General features: G+C 42.9%; 21 protein-coding genes and 1 pseudogene. 17 read left to right on the top strand and 5 right to left on the bottom strand.

Features of this window, described 5'->3' with window-relative positions; all coding sequences use genetic code 11:
* Positions 1-44: 44 nt before the first annotated feature.
* On the bottom strand, positions 45-1,292 hold the full coding sequence (locus ABXS75_05175) for an IS110 family transposase (GenBank protein ID XCP86200.1): 1,248 nt from the start codon (positions 1,290-1,292) through the stop codon (positions 45-47).
* A 920-nt stretch (positions 1,293-2,212) separates the two neighbouring features.
* Here ABXS75_05175 and ABXS75_05180 point away from each other — a divergent pair.
* From ABXS75_05180 to ABXS75_05245, 14 genes and pseudogenes are all read left to right on the top strand, one after another.
* Positions 2,213-2,371 carry a hypothetical protein gene (locus tag ABXS75_05180; protein XCP86201.1) on the top strand — a complete coding sequence of 53 codons (159 nt, stop codon included), beginning with the start codon at positions 2,213-2,215 and terminating at the stop codon, positions 2,369-2,371.
* A gap of 85 nt (positions 2,372-2,456) precedes the next feature.
* Positions 2,457-2,654 (top strand): hypothetical protein, encoded by a 198-nt coding sequence (locus ABXS75_05185; protein ID XCP86202.1) that lies wholly within the window; start codon positions 2,457-2,459, stop codon positions 2,652-2,654.
* A 127-nt stretch (positions 2,655-2,781) separates the two neighbouring features.
* Positions 2,782-3,411: a CatB-related O-acetyltransferase gene (locus tag ABXS75_05190; protein XCP86203.1), complete on the top strand. Its 630-nt coding sequence runs from the start codon at positions 2,782-2,784 to the stop codon at positions 3,409-3,411.
* Positions 3,412-3,525: 114 nt separating this feature from the next.
* Entirely contained in the window at positions 3,526-3,876 is a 351-nt protein-coding gene (locus tag ABXS75_05195; protein XCP86204.1) for a DUF2200 domain-containing protein, read from the top strand.
* A 16-nt stretch (positions 3,877-3,892) separates the two neighbouring features.
* A complete protein-coding gene (locus tag ABXS75_05200) occupies positions 3,893-4,297 on the top strand; it encodes a DUF1801 domain-containing protein (GenBank protein XCP86205.1) in 405 nt (134 codons plus the stop codon).
* Between the two features lie 2 nt (positions 4,298-4,299).
* The gene (locus ABXS75_05205) at positions 4,300-4,677 is read left to right on the top strand and encodes a DUF5655 domain-containing protein (protein XCP86206.1); all 378 of its coding nucleotides are present in this window, start codon (positions 4,300-4,302) and stop codon (positions 4,675-4,677) included.
* Positions 4,678-4,818: 141 nt separating this feature from the next.
* Positions 4,819-5,277: a helix-turn-helix transcriptional regulator gene (locus ABXS75_05210; GenBank protein ID XCP86207.1), complete on the top strand. Its 459-nt coding sequence runs from the start codon at positions 4,819-4,821 to the stop codon at positions 5,275-5,277.
* Between the two features lie 7 nt (positions 5,278-5,284).
* Positions 5,285-5,707, top strand: coding sequence for a hypothetical protein (locus ABXS75_05215; GenBank protein ID XCP86208.1), 423 nt, complete (start codon positions 5,285-5,287; stop codon positions 5,705-5,707).
* Positions 5,708-5,710: 3 nt separating this feature from the next.
* Positions 5,711-6,430, top strand: a complete 720-nt coding sequence (locus ABXS75_05220) for an NAD(P)H-dependent oxidoreductase (protein ID XCP86209.1) — start codon at positions 5,711-5,713, stop codon at positions 6,428-6,430.
* Positions 6,418-7,245 (top strand): KilA-N domain-containing protein, encoded by an 828-nt coding sequence (locus ABXS75_05225; protein ID XCP86210.1) that lies wholly within the window; start codon positions 6,418-6,420, stop codon positions 7,243-7,245. The genes ABXS75_05220 and ABXS75_05225 overlap by 13 nt, the downstream gene beginning before the upstream one ends.
* A 179-nt stretch (positions 7,246-7,424) precedes the next feature.
* Positions 7,425-7,664: pseudogene (rhuM, locus tag ABXS75_05230) on the top strand (RhuM family protein).
* Positions 7,665-8,105: 441 nt separating this feature from the next.
* Positions 8,106-8,975, top strand: a complete 870-nt coding sequence (locus ABXS75_05235) for an AraC family transcriptional regulator (GenBank protein XCP86211.1) — start codon at positions 8,106-8,108, stop codon at positions 8,973-8,975.
* Positions 8,976-9,027: 52 nt separating this feature from the next.
* The gene (locus ABXS75_05240; protein XCP86212.1) at positions 9,028-10,077 is read left to right on the top strand and encodes a C45 family peptidase; all 1,050 of its coding nucleotides are present in this window, start codon (positions 9,028-9,030) and stop codon (positions 10,075-10,077) included.
* Between the two features lie 432 nt (positions 10,078-10,509).
* Entirely contained in the window at positions 10,510-10,845 is a 336-nt protein-coding gene (locus ABXS75_05245) for a PBECR4 domain-containing protein (protein XCP86213.1), read from the top strand.
* 171 nt (positions 10,846-11,016) lie between these two features.
* Here ABXS75_05245 and ABXS75_05250 read toward each other — a convergent pair whose 3' ends face one another.
* The 4 genes from ABXS75_05250 to ABXS75_05265 form a co-directional block, all read right to left on the bottom strand.
* Positions 11,017-11,331 (bottom strand): DUF6618 family protein, encoded by a 315-nt coding sequence (locus ABXS75_05250; GenBank protein XCP86214.1) that lies wholly within the window; start codon positions 11,329-11,331, stop codon positions 11,017-11,019.
* A gap of 19 nt (positions 11,332-11,350) precedes the next feature.
* Positions 11,351-12,157, bottom strand: a complete 807-nt coding sequence (locus tag ABXS75_05255; protein XCP86215.1) for an AAA family ATPase — start codon at positions 12,155-12,157, stop codon at positions 11,351-11,353.
* Positions 12,157-13,425, bottom strand: a complete 1,269-nt coding sequence (locus tag ABXS75_05260) for a DDE-type integrase/transposase/recombinase (protein XCP86216.1) — start codon at positions 13,423-13,425, stop codon at positions 12,157-12,159. Before ABXS75_05260 ends, ABXS75_05255 begins: the two co-directional genes overlap by 1 nt.
* An 89-nt stretch (positions 13,426-13,514) precedes the next feature.
* On the bottom strand, positions 13,515-14,300 hold the full coding sequence (locus ABXS75_05265) for a DUF6431 domain-containing protein (protein XCP86217.1): 786 nt from the start codon (positions 14,298-14,300) through the stop codon (positions 13,515-13,517).
* Between the two features lie 40 nt (positions 14,301-14,340).
* Between ABXS75_05265 and ABXS75_05270 the strand changes: the two genes are divergently transcribed.
* The 3 genes from ABXS75_05270 (at position 14,341) to ABXS75_05280 (ending at position 16,197) form a co-directional block, all read left to right on the top strand.
* Positions 14,341-14,733: a hypothetical protein gene (locus ABXS75_05270; GenBank protein XCP86218.1), complete on the top strand. Its 393-nt coding sequence runs from the start codon at positions 14,341-14,343 to the stop codon at positions 14,731-14,733.
* Between the two features lie 20 nt (positions 14,734-14,753).
* Positions 14,754-15,290, top strand: coding sequence for a GNAT family N-acetyltransferase (locus tag ABXS75_05275; protein ID XCP86219.1), 537 nt, complete (start codon positions 14,754-14,756; stop codon positions 15,288-15,290).
* 259 nt (positions 15,291-15,549) lie between these two features.
* On the top strand, positions 15,550-16,197 hold the full coding sequence (locus tag ABXS75_05280) for a helix-turn-helix domain-containing protein (protein ID XCP86220.1): 648 nt from the start codon (positions 15,550-15,552) through the stop codon (positions 16,195-16,197).
* The last annotated feature ends 94 nt before the right edge of the window (positions 16,198-16,291 follow it).

Genomic DNA, 16,291 nt, shown 5'->3' on the forward strand with positions numbered 1-16,291 from the left:
TTGCGGTGGTTATTTAAAAATTGAATATGTAGCAAAGTTAAGGTTTATTCAGCAACTGACTTGATTTTATAACCATGAAACTGAGCCATTAAAATTGCCTGTTCAATTGTAATTTCACGATTGACAGGAAGAACATCACTTTTTCGGTAAAGTTGTGCATTATAGGGTTCCTTATTTTTCAGCATGTTGTATAATGCTGTTAGAAGCATTCTTGCTATTGCAATGATTGCTTTCTTGTGGCCGCGGCGCTTTCTTAAACGAAGATAGCGGTTGCGGATTTCAGGGTGCTTTTCACTTTTAACCACAGAGTTGGCACATTGAACCAAAAGTGGTTTGATATAGCATCCGGCTTTGGAAACCCGGACAGATTTTTTCTTCCCTGCACTTTCATTGTTGGTCGGCGTAAGTCCAGCCCATGAGCATAAGTGTTTCGCCGAAGGAAAAGCCTCCATATTCACGCCGATTTCAGAAATGATTCCGATAGCGGTAAATTTATTTTTGAATGATGGAGCGGTTAGGATTAGGTCGAGTTCTTGCTGATAGGGACTGGCGAGCGCAAGAATCAGTTCTTCTAGCTCTGCTTTCCGGGATTCCAAATCTTCAAAATGCTTTTTGATAATCTTTAATTTACCAGCCTGTTCCGGTGTGATAAAACCATCAATGGCGAGCTCCAGTTCAGGAAGCTTTTTCTTCATGGAGCCATGAATTAAAGGTCCAATATCAAAAGAAGTATCTTCAGGATTTTCAAGAATCTTATCCAGAATTCGTTGTGAACTTTTACCAAAAGTGTCCGAGACAACGGAAGCCAACTGAATGTTGGAGACCGTGAGACAGTTTTGAAAACGGTTCTTCTCACTGGACATAAAGCAGGTCAGTTTGAAACGATAGCGCATCAGGTCACGAAGTTGTCTGATATCAACAGAGGGAATGAAGCTACCGGCAACAAGATCATGCTTGAAGAGGTCAGCAATCCATTTTGCGTCTTTCTTGTCAGTTTTTTTACCACGGATAGCCTTAACATATTTGGGATGAGCAAGTACAATTGTACAGCTTTTTTCGAGCACATTGTAAACTGGAATCCAGTATTTGCCAGTAGATTCCATGCAGACATCCTTACAATGATTGTCAAGCAGCCACTGTAACAATTCCTTCAACCCTTGTGTGAAGGTTGAGAAACGATGGCGCTTGTAGGTGGTAACACCTTGTTTGTTAGTGGAAGCGATACAGGCAACAACAAAAGTCTTGTGAACATCGATACCACAACAAATTTGATACACAATTTTTAAAGCCATAGGGCCACCTTTCAGAACCATAGGTTCGATAGAATTATAGGGAGTAAACAGCATTGACTGAATGCTTAGGATTAAAACGAGAGTTGTTTTAACAAAGATAAGGTTACGTGCTCGAGGCACACTTATTTGTACTTGAAAAAGCATTCTACACATATAAAAATACGGTCACCCAATAGTTCGGACAGCCCACTCACCTCCCCGTGATTTGTAGTGTACTGAGTATCCCTATGGAAACTATTATAAAAAGAAAGCTGCGAGAGTCCAACGTTTTTTCATCACGTTTTGTGCCTTGAGCAGCGCGAAAGGAATGGATATAAAAATGATAGAAACAAACGAAGAGAAGTGAAAGAACCGTAAATTGGTCAGACAGTCTCTGACCAATTTGTACAAAGCAACAAATCAGGTTGAACAGTCATTCCGTGATAATAAAGACATAACGAAAATTATTGTAGAAATACGTCAAAAGCTAGATGATAGCTTGATGGTTAGAGTAGTTCGGATATATCGGGACAAATTCTTTGCTCATTTAGATAAAAAGAGTGCTATGTCTTATATCAGAATGGATTCATCTTCAGCAATGAAACACATAGTTGTCCTTTATCAAATCCAGGATGATATATTCAGATTACATTCTTGATTGCTGCAGGGATTATAGTTGGTTCATTCACTAATAGGATGGATATTCGGTTGCTCAACGAAAAGACAGTCGAGACGGTCACTCTGCTGACGAGAAAAGCCCAGTAAATCAAAGGTTTCTGCCGATTAAAAGAAAAAATGTTGCTGTGTCTCACGTGAAAAATGTTTGGTGAGACGGCTTGTTTTCCGGGGTGGGGTTCAAAGATAATTTGCTGAAATGGAGTTTCGCTAAATTGTATGGGTTTCGCTAAAAGGTATAGCTGAGAATAGAATGCAGGTTGCCATTGGGAGTACAGCGGTATGATGCAGCAAGGGACCGGCCTGCCGAGGGGGATAGTATTATCCATGGGAAGCAGGCAAGAAGGGAAGAAATCGATTTGTTTCTTGCGGAATTGGATAAGTTGAAAACTGTCACGGAATTCCATGAGGATGTCTGGTTTTAGTGGAAAGAGCCCATTCTCTATGGTATACTTGCAATACGGCGAAAAGACAAATATGAAGTTATCAACTTGAGAAAGGAGTAGCATTATGGAAGAATTAAAATCTATTATGGAGAAGTTTGTTGCGTCTGGTTGGGATTTAATAGCTGTTCCGGCACAACAATGGTTAGACGGAAAAGGTGATAAAGATACTTTAATATCAGCAATCGAACAGGCAAACAAAGAATGTGGAAGCTGCGGTTGTGATTTAGACCCACTATATAAAAGAGCTTTAGAGCTGATTTAGTAGCACTGTCAATCCCAGTCTGCTAATTGACAAATAAAGCAAAAGACAATGAGGTGGTATGAGGTGAAACGCTGCATTGCAGTAACCGGAATAGTCGGATAAAAATAATGAAAATCAGGAGGTTTTTATGGCTATTTCGGAAAGAAAGACCTATCCCCGGACGGGAGATAAAGAAACGATTTATTTGAATAGTGTGGTCACAAATCCCAATATCAGTGTAGGTGAATACACGATGTATAATGATTTTGTGAATGACCCGACACAGTTTGAGAAGAATAATGTGCTGTACCATTATCCGATTAATCATGACAAGCTGATGATCGGAAAGTTCTGTTCCATTGCCTGTGGCGCTAAGTTTATATTCAACAGCGCCAACCACACACTTTCTTCCCTATCGACCTATCCGTTTCCGCTCTTTTTTGAAGAGTGGGGACTCATGCGGGAAGAAGTTACAGATTCCTGGGATAATAAAGGCGATATTGTGATTGGTAATGATGTGTGGATTGGCTACGAGGCTGTCATCATGGCAGGAGTTACGATTGGTGACGGAGCGATTATTGGGACGGGAGCGGTTGTGACAAAGGATGTTCCGCCTTATGCGATCGTAGGCGGAGTGCCAGCCAGGATGATCAGGAAGCGTTTTCCTGATAAGATAATCTCAGAACTGTTGGAAATCAGATGGTGGGACTGGCCAAGGGAAAGGATTGCTGAAAATATCAGTGCAATTAAGCGAGGCTGTGTTCATGAATTGAAGTAATAATTTTATAAGGATGGAATCCTCATTGCCGGAGATGCCTGGCAGTGAGGATTTCTTTCAAATGTACATGGAAGAACAGTGTTTGCATTGAGTGAATAGGGGAGAAAAACAGGTATGGAGAATCAAAAAATATATGCGATGAGTTTTGGAAAAATATACCCGTTACTGGTGGCAAAAGCGGAAAAGAAAGGCAGGACTTTAGAAGAAGTAGAAGAGATAGTCTGCTGGCTGACAGGATATGATAAAGAGGGAATCGCATATGCAGCAGACAACTCCGTCACATATGGGGACTTTTTTCTGAATGCCCCCAAATTGAATCCGAACAGAAAATTGATCAAAGGCTCAGTGTGCGGTGTGCGTGTAGAAACAATTGAAGAACCGTTGCTGCAGGAAATCCGGTATTTGGATAAGCTGATTGATGAACTGGCGAAGGGAAAAGCAATGGATAAAATTTTGCGGGGTTAAGGGAGAAGGTGAAACAATGTGGGAATGTCCAAAGTGCGGACGTACATTCAAAAAGACGAATCAGGATCACTATTGCGGTCCGGCTCCGGCTACTATAGAGGAATATATAGAACGCCAGACAGAAGAGGCTCAGCCGTATCTGCGGCAGATCAATAGTGCGTTGAAAGCTGCATTGCCTGACGCAGTGCAAAAAATATCGTGGAGTATGCCGACTTACTGGAAAAAACGGAATCTGATTCAGTTTGCCGCTTTCAAAAAGCATATCGGATTGTATCCGGGGCCTGAAGCTGTAGAAGCCTTTGCGGATATGCTTAAGGAATATAAAACCAGTAAGGGAGCTATACAGCTTCCCTACGATAAGCCATTGCCGCTTGGATTAATAGCGGAGATTGCCAGGTGGTGTGAGAAAGGAAACGGATGATTATGAATGCGGACAGCTTGCTTTTCTTTGATAAACATATGGATGCGGTGCCTTTATATGAGGCTTTGGAAAATCGAATCCTGAAAGAGATAGAAAATGTGCAGATAAAGGTTCAAAAGAGCCAGATTTCATTTTATAACAAACACTTATTTGCCTGTGTTTCTTTTGCAAGAGTAAGGAAAAAGAGGGATTGTCCGGCAAGTTATATTGTTGTGACATTTGGATTAGATCATAAACTGGAATCTTCAAGGGTAGAAATCGCAACAGAGCCATATCCGAACCGCTGGACACACCATCTTCTGGTAGCGGATACAGAAGAGATTGATGATGACCTGATGGCATGGATCAGGGAGGCCGCAGTTTTCTCCAACACAAAGTGATTCGTATACCAATTCGCAGAGCTGGGCTTTTGCACGCAGTGTGATGTCAGGAAAACGTGCAAAACTGCAAGGTATAATTGGTAGCTTTATTTTCCCGTCAGAAGTATACTTGCCTTATCAAAAACGAATGAGGTGATGAGGATGAAATTAGGAAACAGTCTGTTCCACGCACGGAAAAAATGCGGGCTTTCCCAGGAGGCAGTTGCCGAGAAGCTGGGGGTGAGCAGGCAGACGATTTCAAAATGGGAAACGGATGAAACGCTGCCGGATATCCGTCAGTCCAAGCAGATGGCTCTGCTTTATAACGTGTCGCTAGACGAGCTGATCGAATTTGATGTGGATGTGAAGGAAATCCAACAGATCATTGACCGGACAAGCGAAGAACTTGAGGAAAAAATTGATTGGACAAGCGCCTGGGGCAAAAAATATCCTATTCTGCTGAACTACCAGAAGGAGGTCAATGCGGCAAACTATGCGGCGCGGTTAGGCATTATGATCGATGAGTTGAAGATGGAATATGGGTACAGTGAACTGGATGCCTTTCTGGTTTTGAAGGATATTCTGGCGAAGGTTTGGAAATCCAGAAAAGAGCAATCTTAGAAGAAGCATGGTTCCCTACTGCCTGGAGCAGATGGTAAATGGGATTGTTGATCAGTTCCGCTCCATTCAGGAGAGGACAGAGGGGCTTTCCCCTTTTGAAAAGCTGGAATATCTTGGAAATATGACTCTGACGTTTCTGTTTGACCATTATGCCGTGTCGAGAACGTCTGTCCTTTCGGATATGGTTTGCCCAAAGGAGGACGATAATACACACAGAACATACCAGGCATATCTGCCGTTGGTGGCGGCCTGCCGTCCGGACTGGAACATGGAAACAGCGAAACGGAAAACCTTCTGTCTGATTAACACAATGCAGCATGCATTTCTGAGGCACAAGGTGCTCCTTTTGGAGATGGGAATTGATCTGACAGTTCCTGTAGAACGGGGAAAATTTCATACACAGATCCTGCATGATATTTTGGAGGTATAACGGATGAAAATTACAGTGGTCAACGGGACGGAAAAGCATGGCGTTACCTGGCGGCTAAAAGAACTCTTTTTAGAGCCATTCAGAAGCAAGGCTGAAATTATAGAATACGATTTACCCAGGGACTGTCCTGCTTTTTGTATGGGGTGCGTGAATTGCGTTTTGAAGGGAGAGAACTTCTGTAAGGATGCTGCATGTATACAAAAAATTGAAAGTTCCTTATTGGAAGCGGATTTGATCGTAATGACCTCGCCCGCCTATGTCATGCATGCGACAGGGGCAATGAAAGCTTTTCTTGATCATTTTGCGTACCGCTGGATGCCGCACCGGCCAGCGCCGCAGATGTTTCAAAAGCGTGCTGTTGTTATCACACAATGTCTCGGGGCGGGAGCAAAATCTGCAGCAAAGGATATTCGGCACAGCCTATCGTGGTGGGGAATTTCTGAGATTCGTATATTTGCAGAATCTCTCATGGAGAATATTGCATGGGAAAAGCTGTCGGAAAAACGAAAAAGGAAGCTGACAGGAAAAATGCAGGCGTTGTCAAAGAAATTAGCCGGTATTGATTACATGGAGCCTGCGAGGACTGGAATAGTTACAAAAGTAAAATTCTATTTCTGCCGCATGATGCAGAAATCATTATATAAAGAAAATCCGGAGTATTTGGATGCAAAGTATTGGTCGCAGCAGGGGTGGATTGAAAAGTCCAGACCGTGGAAAATGTGAAAGGTATTGATATAGGCATTTATACAACAAATTTTGAAAGCGAATTTATTTCATTAACAGATATCGCAAAGTATCGAAATGAAGATGACCCAAGATTTGTGATTCAAAACTGGATGCGTAATCGAAATACGATAGAATTTTTGGGGGTTTGGGAAGAATTGCATAATCCCGATTTTAACCGTGTGCAATTCGAGGCGGTTAAAAATGAGGTGGGGTTAAATCGTTTCGTAATGACACCGACTAAGTGGATTACACAGATGAATGCAATCGGTATTACTTCAAAGGCAGGACGTTATGGAGGGACATATGCTCATAGTGATATTGCCATGTCTTTTGCAACTTGGATTTCACCTGAATTCCAGTTGTATATTATGAAGGATTATAGGAGATTAAAGACGGATGAGAATAGTCGATTATCTCTGAATTGGAATTTGAATAGGGAGATTTCCAAATTAAATTACAGAATACATACGGATGCAATAAAAGAAAATCTAATCCCGCCAGAATTAACATCTGTCCAGATGGCTTATACATATGCTAATGAAGCAGATATGTTGAATGTTGTTTTGTTTGGAAAAACAGCAAAGCAGTGGAAAGATGAAAATCCTATGGTAAAGGGGAATATGCGAGATGCAGCAACATTAAACCAGTTATTAGTGCTTGCAAATTTAGAAAGTTATAATGCTGTTTTAATAAATCAGGGCAAGAATCAAAAAGAACGAATGGAATTACTTCGGCAGTTGACGGTACAGCAGTTACAAACATTGGAAAATATAAGATTAAATAATTTGCCCAAATTAGGAGTGGATTCGTAGTAAGATAATAGTTCTGAAATTCATATTGTGTAATCAAGAAAGAGTAGTAGAGGAGACGGTAATGAGAGGAAAAACAATTCGACAATTTTTAATTGATGGAGAAGCAGATGGAAGATAGGCAAGCGAGCTTTCTAATTGGACAGAAAAAACTATAATACAACTCATTATAACCTTGATATTTCCGGCATCGGGCAACGGAACGTTTAAAAGAGTATATGATAAAAGGCTTTACAATGGATGATGAGCTGTTAAAAAATTTAGGTGGAGGAAGTTACTGGAAAGAGTTATTAGACCGTATTCGGGATATTCGTTCATCTGAGAAAGGAATGTATCGGCAGGTACTTGACCTTTATGCTACTAGTGTGGATTATAATCCGAAAAGTAATGAGTCGATTGCATTTTTCAAAATGGTACAAAATTGATAATGTTTTAAAAACTACAGGTGAGAAGGTGTTGCAGGGGGCTGTTGTGTTTACATAGTAGCCCCGACACATGTGGAGAGTGTCGCATTGATGTCACGGGTGGAGAAATAAAGAACTGAAAAAGCGTAGAAAACAAGGGATTTCCGGGAGTTGGGACTGTTTGGATGGCAGTTTCAATTCCCGGATTTTTTGCGCTTTGGAAGTCTGCGGAAACTGGTCAACTGCAAAAAATAGTGGAGAGCCCCGTGGACGGGTTGGATATCAGGTATGTTGTAGAGGCAGGATTGATAAAAGGGATGTCGAATTGATAGGAATGTTGAAATTGAAAAAGAGGGTTGAATAGAAATTTTTAATACGGTAAAGTTTACAAAAGCGGACATAAAAAGCGAGGAAAATTTGCACTTATTCTTGTATGCTTATACCCAAGGAGGTCAGTAGATGGAATGGTTAAAAAAACTCGGAGCAGCCATTGATTACATAGAAGAAAATTTAGACAAGGAAATATCCTACGATGAAGCAGCCCGCATTGCTTGTTGTTCAACATATTATTTTCAGCGGATTTTTTCTTATGTATCGGGAGTGTCACTATCAGAATATATACGCCGCCGCAGAATGACACAGGCTGCCTTTGAGCTGCAAAGAACGGATGCCAAGGTTATAGATGTTGCTTATAAATATGGATATTCATCTCCAACATCATTTAATCGTGCTTTCCAAAGCGTACATGGAATAGCACCTATAGCGGCGAAAAATTTGGGTTGTACTTTGTGTGCGTATCCATCAATTCAATTTTCTATAAAAGTTTCGGGGGGTAGTGCTATGTCATATCATATTGAAAGAAAAAAAGATGTTCGTATTGTGGGAATTAGAATGCCTCTTGTTGAGGATGCAGAAGAAAATATGCAGAATGTTCCCGCTTTTTGGAGGCAGGCTCTAAAGGAAGATTATATCTCAAAGATTTCCGCTCTATCAAACGGAAATCCAGAGGGAATATTGGGAGTTAGCGTTTACAATAATCCCAAAGATATTTATTACTATATTGCTACTGCCAGTGATAAACCTATTCCCCAAGGTATGGTTGAATATACAATCCCAGAAGTTATGTGGGTAATTTTTGAAAACGATGGAATATTCAAAGAAGATGTGCAAAGCGTCTTTCGTAGATTTTTAACGGAGTTTTTGCCGTTTTCTGGTTATGAATATGCAGGACTACCCGATGTCGAAGTATATCCATTCTGCAAAGGACAACCACTAAGAGGTCATTCCGAAGTATGGATCGCAATCAAAAAAGTTAAGGACAACCATTGAGAGGTCATTCTGAAGTATGGGTTGCAAACAAAAAAGTAAAGGAGAACTAAAGATGTATCATTTAAGATTAAAGGGTGAGCATTATCAAATGGGCGTAAAGAGAGGAAACATTTTCAAAAAAGCCCATATTTCATTTCCGCTTCAGTTGGATGATTTTCAGCTTGAACACGGAATCCAAAGTGAAAAGATATTAAGAACCTTTTTCCCCGAAGTATGCGAAGAAATAAGAGGTGTAAGCGACACAATAGGCGTGGATTATTTGCATTTTGTTTCTTGGATGCTATGTATGGGGTGCTGTATGTATAACTTAGAGAAAAATGCTCCTACAGAGATACGAGGTTGTACTGCTTTTGCATATTCGCAAAATGGCAGAGTGCTTTATGGAAGAAATAACGATTTACCGCCCTATTTGCGGGATGGCAGCAACAGCGAAATCTATGCGCCTAAGAACGGAAACAGATTTAATATTACTACATCTTCTTTCATTAACGGAGAAGAAGGACTGAATGAACACGGACTTGCTGTTGCAATGACATTTGTGATGACCGAACTTGAAAAGATACGGGCAGGTTTTAATTCATGTTTTATTGTGCGGTATTTGCTTGAAAAGGCAAATGACACAGAACAGGCTATCTCGCGGCTTTGTGATTTGCCCATAGCCTCTAACTGTAATATTTTACTTGCAGACAAAAGCGGAAAAATGGTGGTAGTTGAGTGTACGCCGTCTATAAAACAAATTCGAGAAGCGGAAATTTTTGAGAATGGCAGTATTGTTTGTACCGTCAACAGTTTTACATCCGATGTGATGAAATCGTATGATGATGCACATGGAAATGATTATAACTCCCACAAGCGGTACAAGGTCGTAATAGATAGTTTTTCTTCAGAACTCATAAAAGAGGAATACATTGAAACCACCAAGCGACTCTTAAAAGGTGAATATGGATTTATGTGCCAATATGATGATGAGCCAGATTTTGAAACAGTTTGGAGTTCAATATTTGACTTAGAAAGTTTGGTAATTTATCGCGCAGAGGGAGACCCCAGAAAAAAGAAATTTGTTACAGATAGACGACTGCATGACCTTATAAGACGGAAATAATATTAAGAGTTCTTAAAGTGGAAGGCTGTGTTTGCACAGGAGGCACTTTGCCAAATATATCTCCATTTTATCGAGTACGCAGGGAATGTGTTGCCGGAATTACTTTATGAGATTAGTGGATGTCGATCCGGAATTATAAATCCTCATCGTGCAGGGCAGAGCATCATATATCAAAATTCCATTGACATAAAAAAGTTGATTTCGTATAATAATAGTAGAAGATGCAGCGCGCTGTATCTAGTGGGCTAACACTCAAATCCGAAATGCTTACCGGACAGATGTGCCGGTGGTTGGCAGGCAACGCAAAAACCTGAAACGCTTACTGGACGAATGTGCCAGCTGTTGGCGGACAACACAAAAATTAGCCATAAAAGAGAGTTGGTAATGCTACGGTATTATGACTCTCTTTTTTAGTCTAATAAGGAGAAAGACATGAAGCATACATATACAAAAAAAGAAGCCTTACGGATTATAATTGCAACTGCAAAAGAATACGCTAAAATGCTGGAAGGTTTGAACTATTTATTCATATACCGCAATCGACACAGTAATGAAATTGAACATTTTGAGGCAGTATTTCTTCCAAGGAATTATCAACATTTGACGGGAATTGAGTTTTTAGATGTGAAGGGCAATTTGCGGAAGAATTCTGTATTCTTTTATCATAAATGCCTTGATAATAGTCTTACAGAAGATGAAATTCGATTTAAAGAGGATGGTACGACGCCGTTGAAATTAGTGTTGGACGGCAAATTGAAGGAGACATAAACGGCGAATTATTTTTCTGATTTTTATCCCGTTGACTGCGCAGTGCAACCTGCAAATGCATTCTTCTATCAAAAACGCGGCACGCTGTTGGCAACAGGGAGACTGCTCTGAAATACAAAGAGCTGTGGAATCCATTGTGGGATCCACAGCCCATGTAAAATTCGTAATCTTTCAAATATTATCAGCCAGGGCAGGCAGATACACCAGGGCGGTGGCCACGGTTACTGCGTCTACCTTCCGCATCAGACTGCGGAGCCTTTCTTCGTTCCAGAAGATATCGGAGAAATCAGATAATTCGCACCCGATATCATGGTTGGGGATGCACAGGTAATTCCCATATTTATGCCGCCCGGCAAGGATGTGGAAGTAAGTCCCTCTCCCGCTGATTTCTGCTTCGTACTGGCCGGGAAGTTTCCGCAGCAGCGTAAGTTTTCCAGTCCAGCATTCTTTCCGTGAACCGTGCCTGAGAATACAGGTGTATTCCATAAACAGTACCCCTCCTTCCTTAGCCGAGGTTCTGGCTGCTGACGGAAGCCAGGATGACCTCTGTATCAATGACCTTCTTTTCCATCTGTGCCCCAAGTGTCAGCGCGTTGGTCATCAGGTTATCAACAAGCCTGGGACTGCCCTGGGAGTGGCTGTGGACAGCACACAGGGCTGCATGGTCAATAATGGAGGAAGCTCCGCCAGCACAGGCGATCTTGTGGAGGACATACTGCCCGACTTCCGAATCGGAGAGCCCGGAGAAGTTATAGTGGACGGTAACACGCTGCCGCAGTGCCTCATGGACGGGCTTTTTGAGCGTATTGTTCAGATGGGGCTCCCCACAGAGTATGAGAGTAAAGCAGTTGAGGGAATCATAGCCGTAATTCATGAGCATCTTGATATCCTCCAGAATGCCGGTAGAGAGATACTGTGCCTCATCGATGGCAAGGAGGAGGGGCTGCTTCTTTTCACGGTAGAGATAGAGGACCTGCTCCTGGATCGCCCGGAACATGCCGGGTTTGCCGCCTTTGGGTTCTATACCAAGCGTAGAACAGAACTGGCGGTAGAACTCCATGACACTGACGGTAGAGAGGCAGAGATACTCCATGTGGTAAAGATTCGGGTTCAGGCTTTTGGCAAAACAGCGCAGTGCGAAGGACTTGCCCATGCCGGGGCGTGCGGTGAACAGCCCGATGCCCCTGGTATCCTTGAGGTAGTCCAGCCGTGAGAGCATCTCCGAGATGTCTTTCGAGAGGAAACGGTCCTTCTCAGAGGCCATCTGTTTGTCAAAAGGGTTGAAGGCCAGCCCATAGTAAGTGCGGAACATCAGCAGGCACCTCCTATCTTTGAATAATCAATAGAAGGGGTGTTGTTACGTTTTGTCCTGCAGTTTTCATTTTTATCTGTCGGCCGGATGGGATAATGCTCCCCCTCATAAAGGATGTAGGCAGAGGACATATCGTCGGGAAGGAAGCGGATCTCAACTTTGGATGAGATGAACTGCATGGGGACGTCATAGGAGACCTTGTCGATGGAGACAGTGGAATCCTTATTCACCTTCCTGTTGATGCGGTTTAAGAAACATTCCTCCAGCCATTCCCTGGACTTTGGCATCTGTATGGCACAGCGCGTCTTCTGGTAACGTTCCATGGGGGTACAGCCGATGCCGGAATGCATGGAAGTATTGTAGGTGCGGATATAGTCCCGCAGGAGGGAATTGAACTGTGCCAGGGACGTGATGGAATCCATGTCCAGCGTATAAAGCCAGGTCTCCTTGAATGTCCTGAACTGGCGTTCGATCTTGGCCTTGCTGGCGCCGTCCCGCACTTTTGTATGAAGGAGGACCGTGCCGATGGAGCCGCAGATCAGGGAGAGCTGTTCATTTGAGTAGCTGCAGCCATTGTCGACATAGAGTTTCGCCGGAATGCCGTGGGAGGCAACTGCGTTTTTTAAAACTTTCTGGAAGTTATAGGCGTTATCGTTATAAAAAAGGCCGCCGCCCACCAGGAAACGCGAGTGGTCATCAATGATCATAATGCAGTAAACCCTCCTGCGCTGCCCGCCTTCCGTGATATAAGGGAGGTAACAGGTATCCGCCTGCCACATTTTCCCAAAGGCATCTTCCTCAAAAGCTTTCCTGTCCCTCATAGATGGATTGCGCGCCGACTTCAGGTCATGCTTTTTCACGAAGCGCTGGACGGCGCAGACGCTGACAGAGGCGGGGATAAAAGCTTCCTCCACAAGATGGCGGTGGATCTGGGTTGCGTTTAAGCGTGGGAAAGCCTCTTTCAGCCGGTAGATCTCTTCAATGGCCGTGTCCGGCAAGGCGCGTGTGGAGCCTTTGTCGGAACGTTCCCGGGGCATGAGCGCGTCAATGCCGCCATTCTGGTAAAGAGAGGCCCACTTGCTGAGGGTCTTGGGGCTGTACTGGAATACAGAGCCGTCAGGCAGGGTGAGGGGTTTTTCCGTTACCCGCTGGTAATAGGCGTTTCTGGACGCATCCGGATAAAGGCCATGGATGACCGGTGCAATGAGTGCGAGCCGGAACTGTGCCATAGCAGATGCGTCTGAAAAGTTTTTGGTGTTGTAATGCATAAAAAAATCCTCCTTTACTGTTTTCTATCAGCATATAGGAAGAACAGCCTGGAGACCATCCCTGTGTTATGTGGTGTCTGGGAAACGGTTCAGGGGCCGAACTGCTGTTGGCAGTAAGCCGCCGGATTTCTGTGGGACTGGAGGAAGGAGACAGAGAAGCGGCGGACAAAACCGGATGCAAAGCCGGAATAAGCGGGCATCCGAAAAAGGCCTTTCAGGAAAGAGAGGCCGGAGGACTCCCTGGAAGAGAGAAGGCCCAGCCACTCTTCCTTCTGCTTTTTGAACAGGGAAAGCCAATGGTAGAGCTGGTTTTGGTTAATACAGAAGCGTGCGCAGATTTTTTCTACGGAAGCAAGCCGAAGGAAATATTCCGCCAGGACACGGAGGATAAAGAAAAGGCCGTAGGAGGAATAAGGGATGATGAAATCCGGAAGGATGGCATGGGTATGGCCGCAGGAACAGACAAGGCGCAGGATACAGAGGCTGTGCCAGACAGGCTTTCCACCAACGAAATCAGCCAGGGAACGTTCATAATAGGCATGGACGGAACAAGCTCCCTTTGCCCCACAACAGGGGCAGGTCTGTAGTTCAGGCCGGAAACCGTCCATGAAGGAGTCAAAAAGCTTTTTTGATGAAGATTTTATACGAATTAACTTGCAAAACAGGGAATTATTTCTTATCATAATAAATGTCAGTGATGCCAAAGCCTCATGAGTGGGACATGATCCCGTATATGGCAGGTATGCTGGTGTATGAGAGAAAGAACGAACTGTAGGAGGGGCTGTTCTTTCTCTTTTTTGTTCCATAAAAACTATACTGGAATAGAGCAGGATGGTCAAGATAAAAGTGTGCTGTTTTTTACTGCACGCTGACATAGATAATAATTAAATGTTGAGATTTTAATTTGCTGTATTTGTGCAGGAGACAGGAACTTTAATTTGCTGGCTGACAAAATTAGAAGCATTACCGAAACTGGTTCAATTTTTGCGATTTTCAAAAATGACTGCATTGTATAATGGAATAAAACCAAAGTTGGCTGTTGATCGGGTTGCGGGAACAACAAATTATTGCCTGGGTTTTATAAAAGATGGAGACTATTTTGTTCCAAGTTCCTGTTTGCTCGAGGATATTCGTAAGCTTGGAGATAATCCATCACAGATATTAGCGATTATGTCAAAAAAGGCAAATCAATCAGAACCTATTTATAAAGAGATACGTTATGTGGCCAAAGGAGTTCCTTTGAATAAGTTAAATTTGTCAGATGAATTGAGTAACCTGATTTCATTAGAAAAATATGTTGAAAAATGACTTGTAGGTGGTGCTCTCGTGTGGCTGGTAAGGGAGGTGATTTGCAAATGCTTTTGGAAACAAAGGATTTATTGCTGAAAAAAGCAGAATTTGAGGATTGGAAAGCAATGTACCGGAATGTGTGGTCCAGGCCGGAGACTGCAAAATATATGGCATGGCGTGTGACAACCAGCGAAGAAGATGCCAGAGTGCGGATACAGAAGACCATAAAATATCAGGAAAACCACGATACCTATTTGGTTTATGAGAAGAAATCCGGTCAGGCGATAGGGTTTGCGGGTGTGGAGGAAATCGCGCCGCATATTTATCAGGATGCGAGTGTAGCACTTGGACCTGAATATGTGGGAAAAGGATTTGGAAAGCAGATTTTACGGTTGCTTCTGGAATACTGCAGGTCGCTGGGAGGAAAGGAATTTTATTATTCCACACGTGCAAATAATGAGGCTTCAAAAGCTCTGGCATTGTCCTGTGGCTTTATATATCGGTGTGCAGAGAAGAAGACGGATTTGCGTAATGGAGAACCTTATGAAGTGGAAACCTATCATAAAGAAATGTGAGGCTGACACATCTATGATTTTTCAATCACTGATGCGCCAGCCTCTTCTTAGTTTCCATGTGTATCTGAAATAAAGTTCAATAGAGTTTCCTACGAATATCTTTGATGACTTCCAGGAGGCCTTTCAGGATTGGTACGGAAATTTTTCGCCAAATTTCACAGAGCAAATTTATATTGCATTTAGAAATAAAATATGATAGTATTACTATCAGAAAATAACATCTATGGAAATCGCTGGAAGAAAGGGAAAGGAGGAGACGATGGAAGCTACATCGAAATGGCAGCAGAATGCCATGCTTCGTTCTGCCAAAATACTGGCAGCAGCCTTGAAGCTGTTCTGCGAAAAAGGAATTGAGGATACGTCTGTGGAAGATGTGGCCAGGGAGGCAGGAGTCGGGCCTGCAACGATTTACCGGTACTTTGCAACGAAGGCAGAACTGGCGATTCAGAGCGGAATTGCTTATTGGCAGAAGGTTTCGGGGAACTATCTGGGAAAGCTGGAAGAGAAGGAATACCGTGAAGGCAGCGGGAAAGAGCAGCTGGAGCAGATTTTTGATATTTTTCTCAGAGTGTTCACAGAGGAATTCGATTTTCTGAAATTTCTGCAGGAGTTTGACGTGTTTGTGCAGAAGTATCAGATTTCCCATCAGCGTCTGGCGGAGTATGAAAATACGATTCTTGATTTAAAATCATATGTGATAGACGCGCTGGAAAAGGGACTTGATGACGGAAGCCTGAAGTTTGCCTACAGCGCGGACGAAATTTATTTTTCTATTATGCATACTATGCTGAGTCTGATGCAGAAGCTGGCCCTAGGGGGAAAGATCTTATCTTCAGACGAGTGTGTTGAGCTGGCATTGCAGGTAAAAATCGCGGGAGAGCTGCTGGTGAAGGGGCTGTCTGCATAAATGTCTTGGACGAAATTTTGCATCAGCGCTGCCCTTTTTTAGGAACTGTACTGATGTCCGCAAAAATGTTTTGAAAGAATTCCAAGAAAAAGTT

Origin of the sequence: Roseburia hominis (assembly GCA_040702975.1) — a bacterium.
GTDB classification, from domain to species: Bacteria; Bacillota; Clostridia; order Lachnospirales; family Lachnospiraceae; genus Allocoprococcus; species Allocoprococcus hominis_A.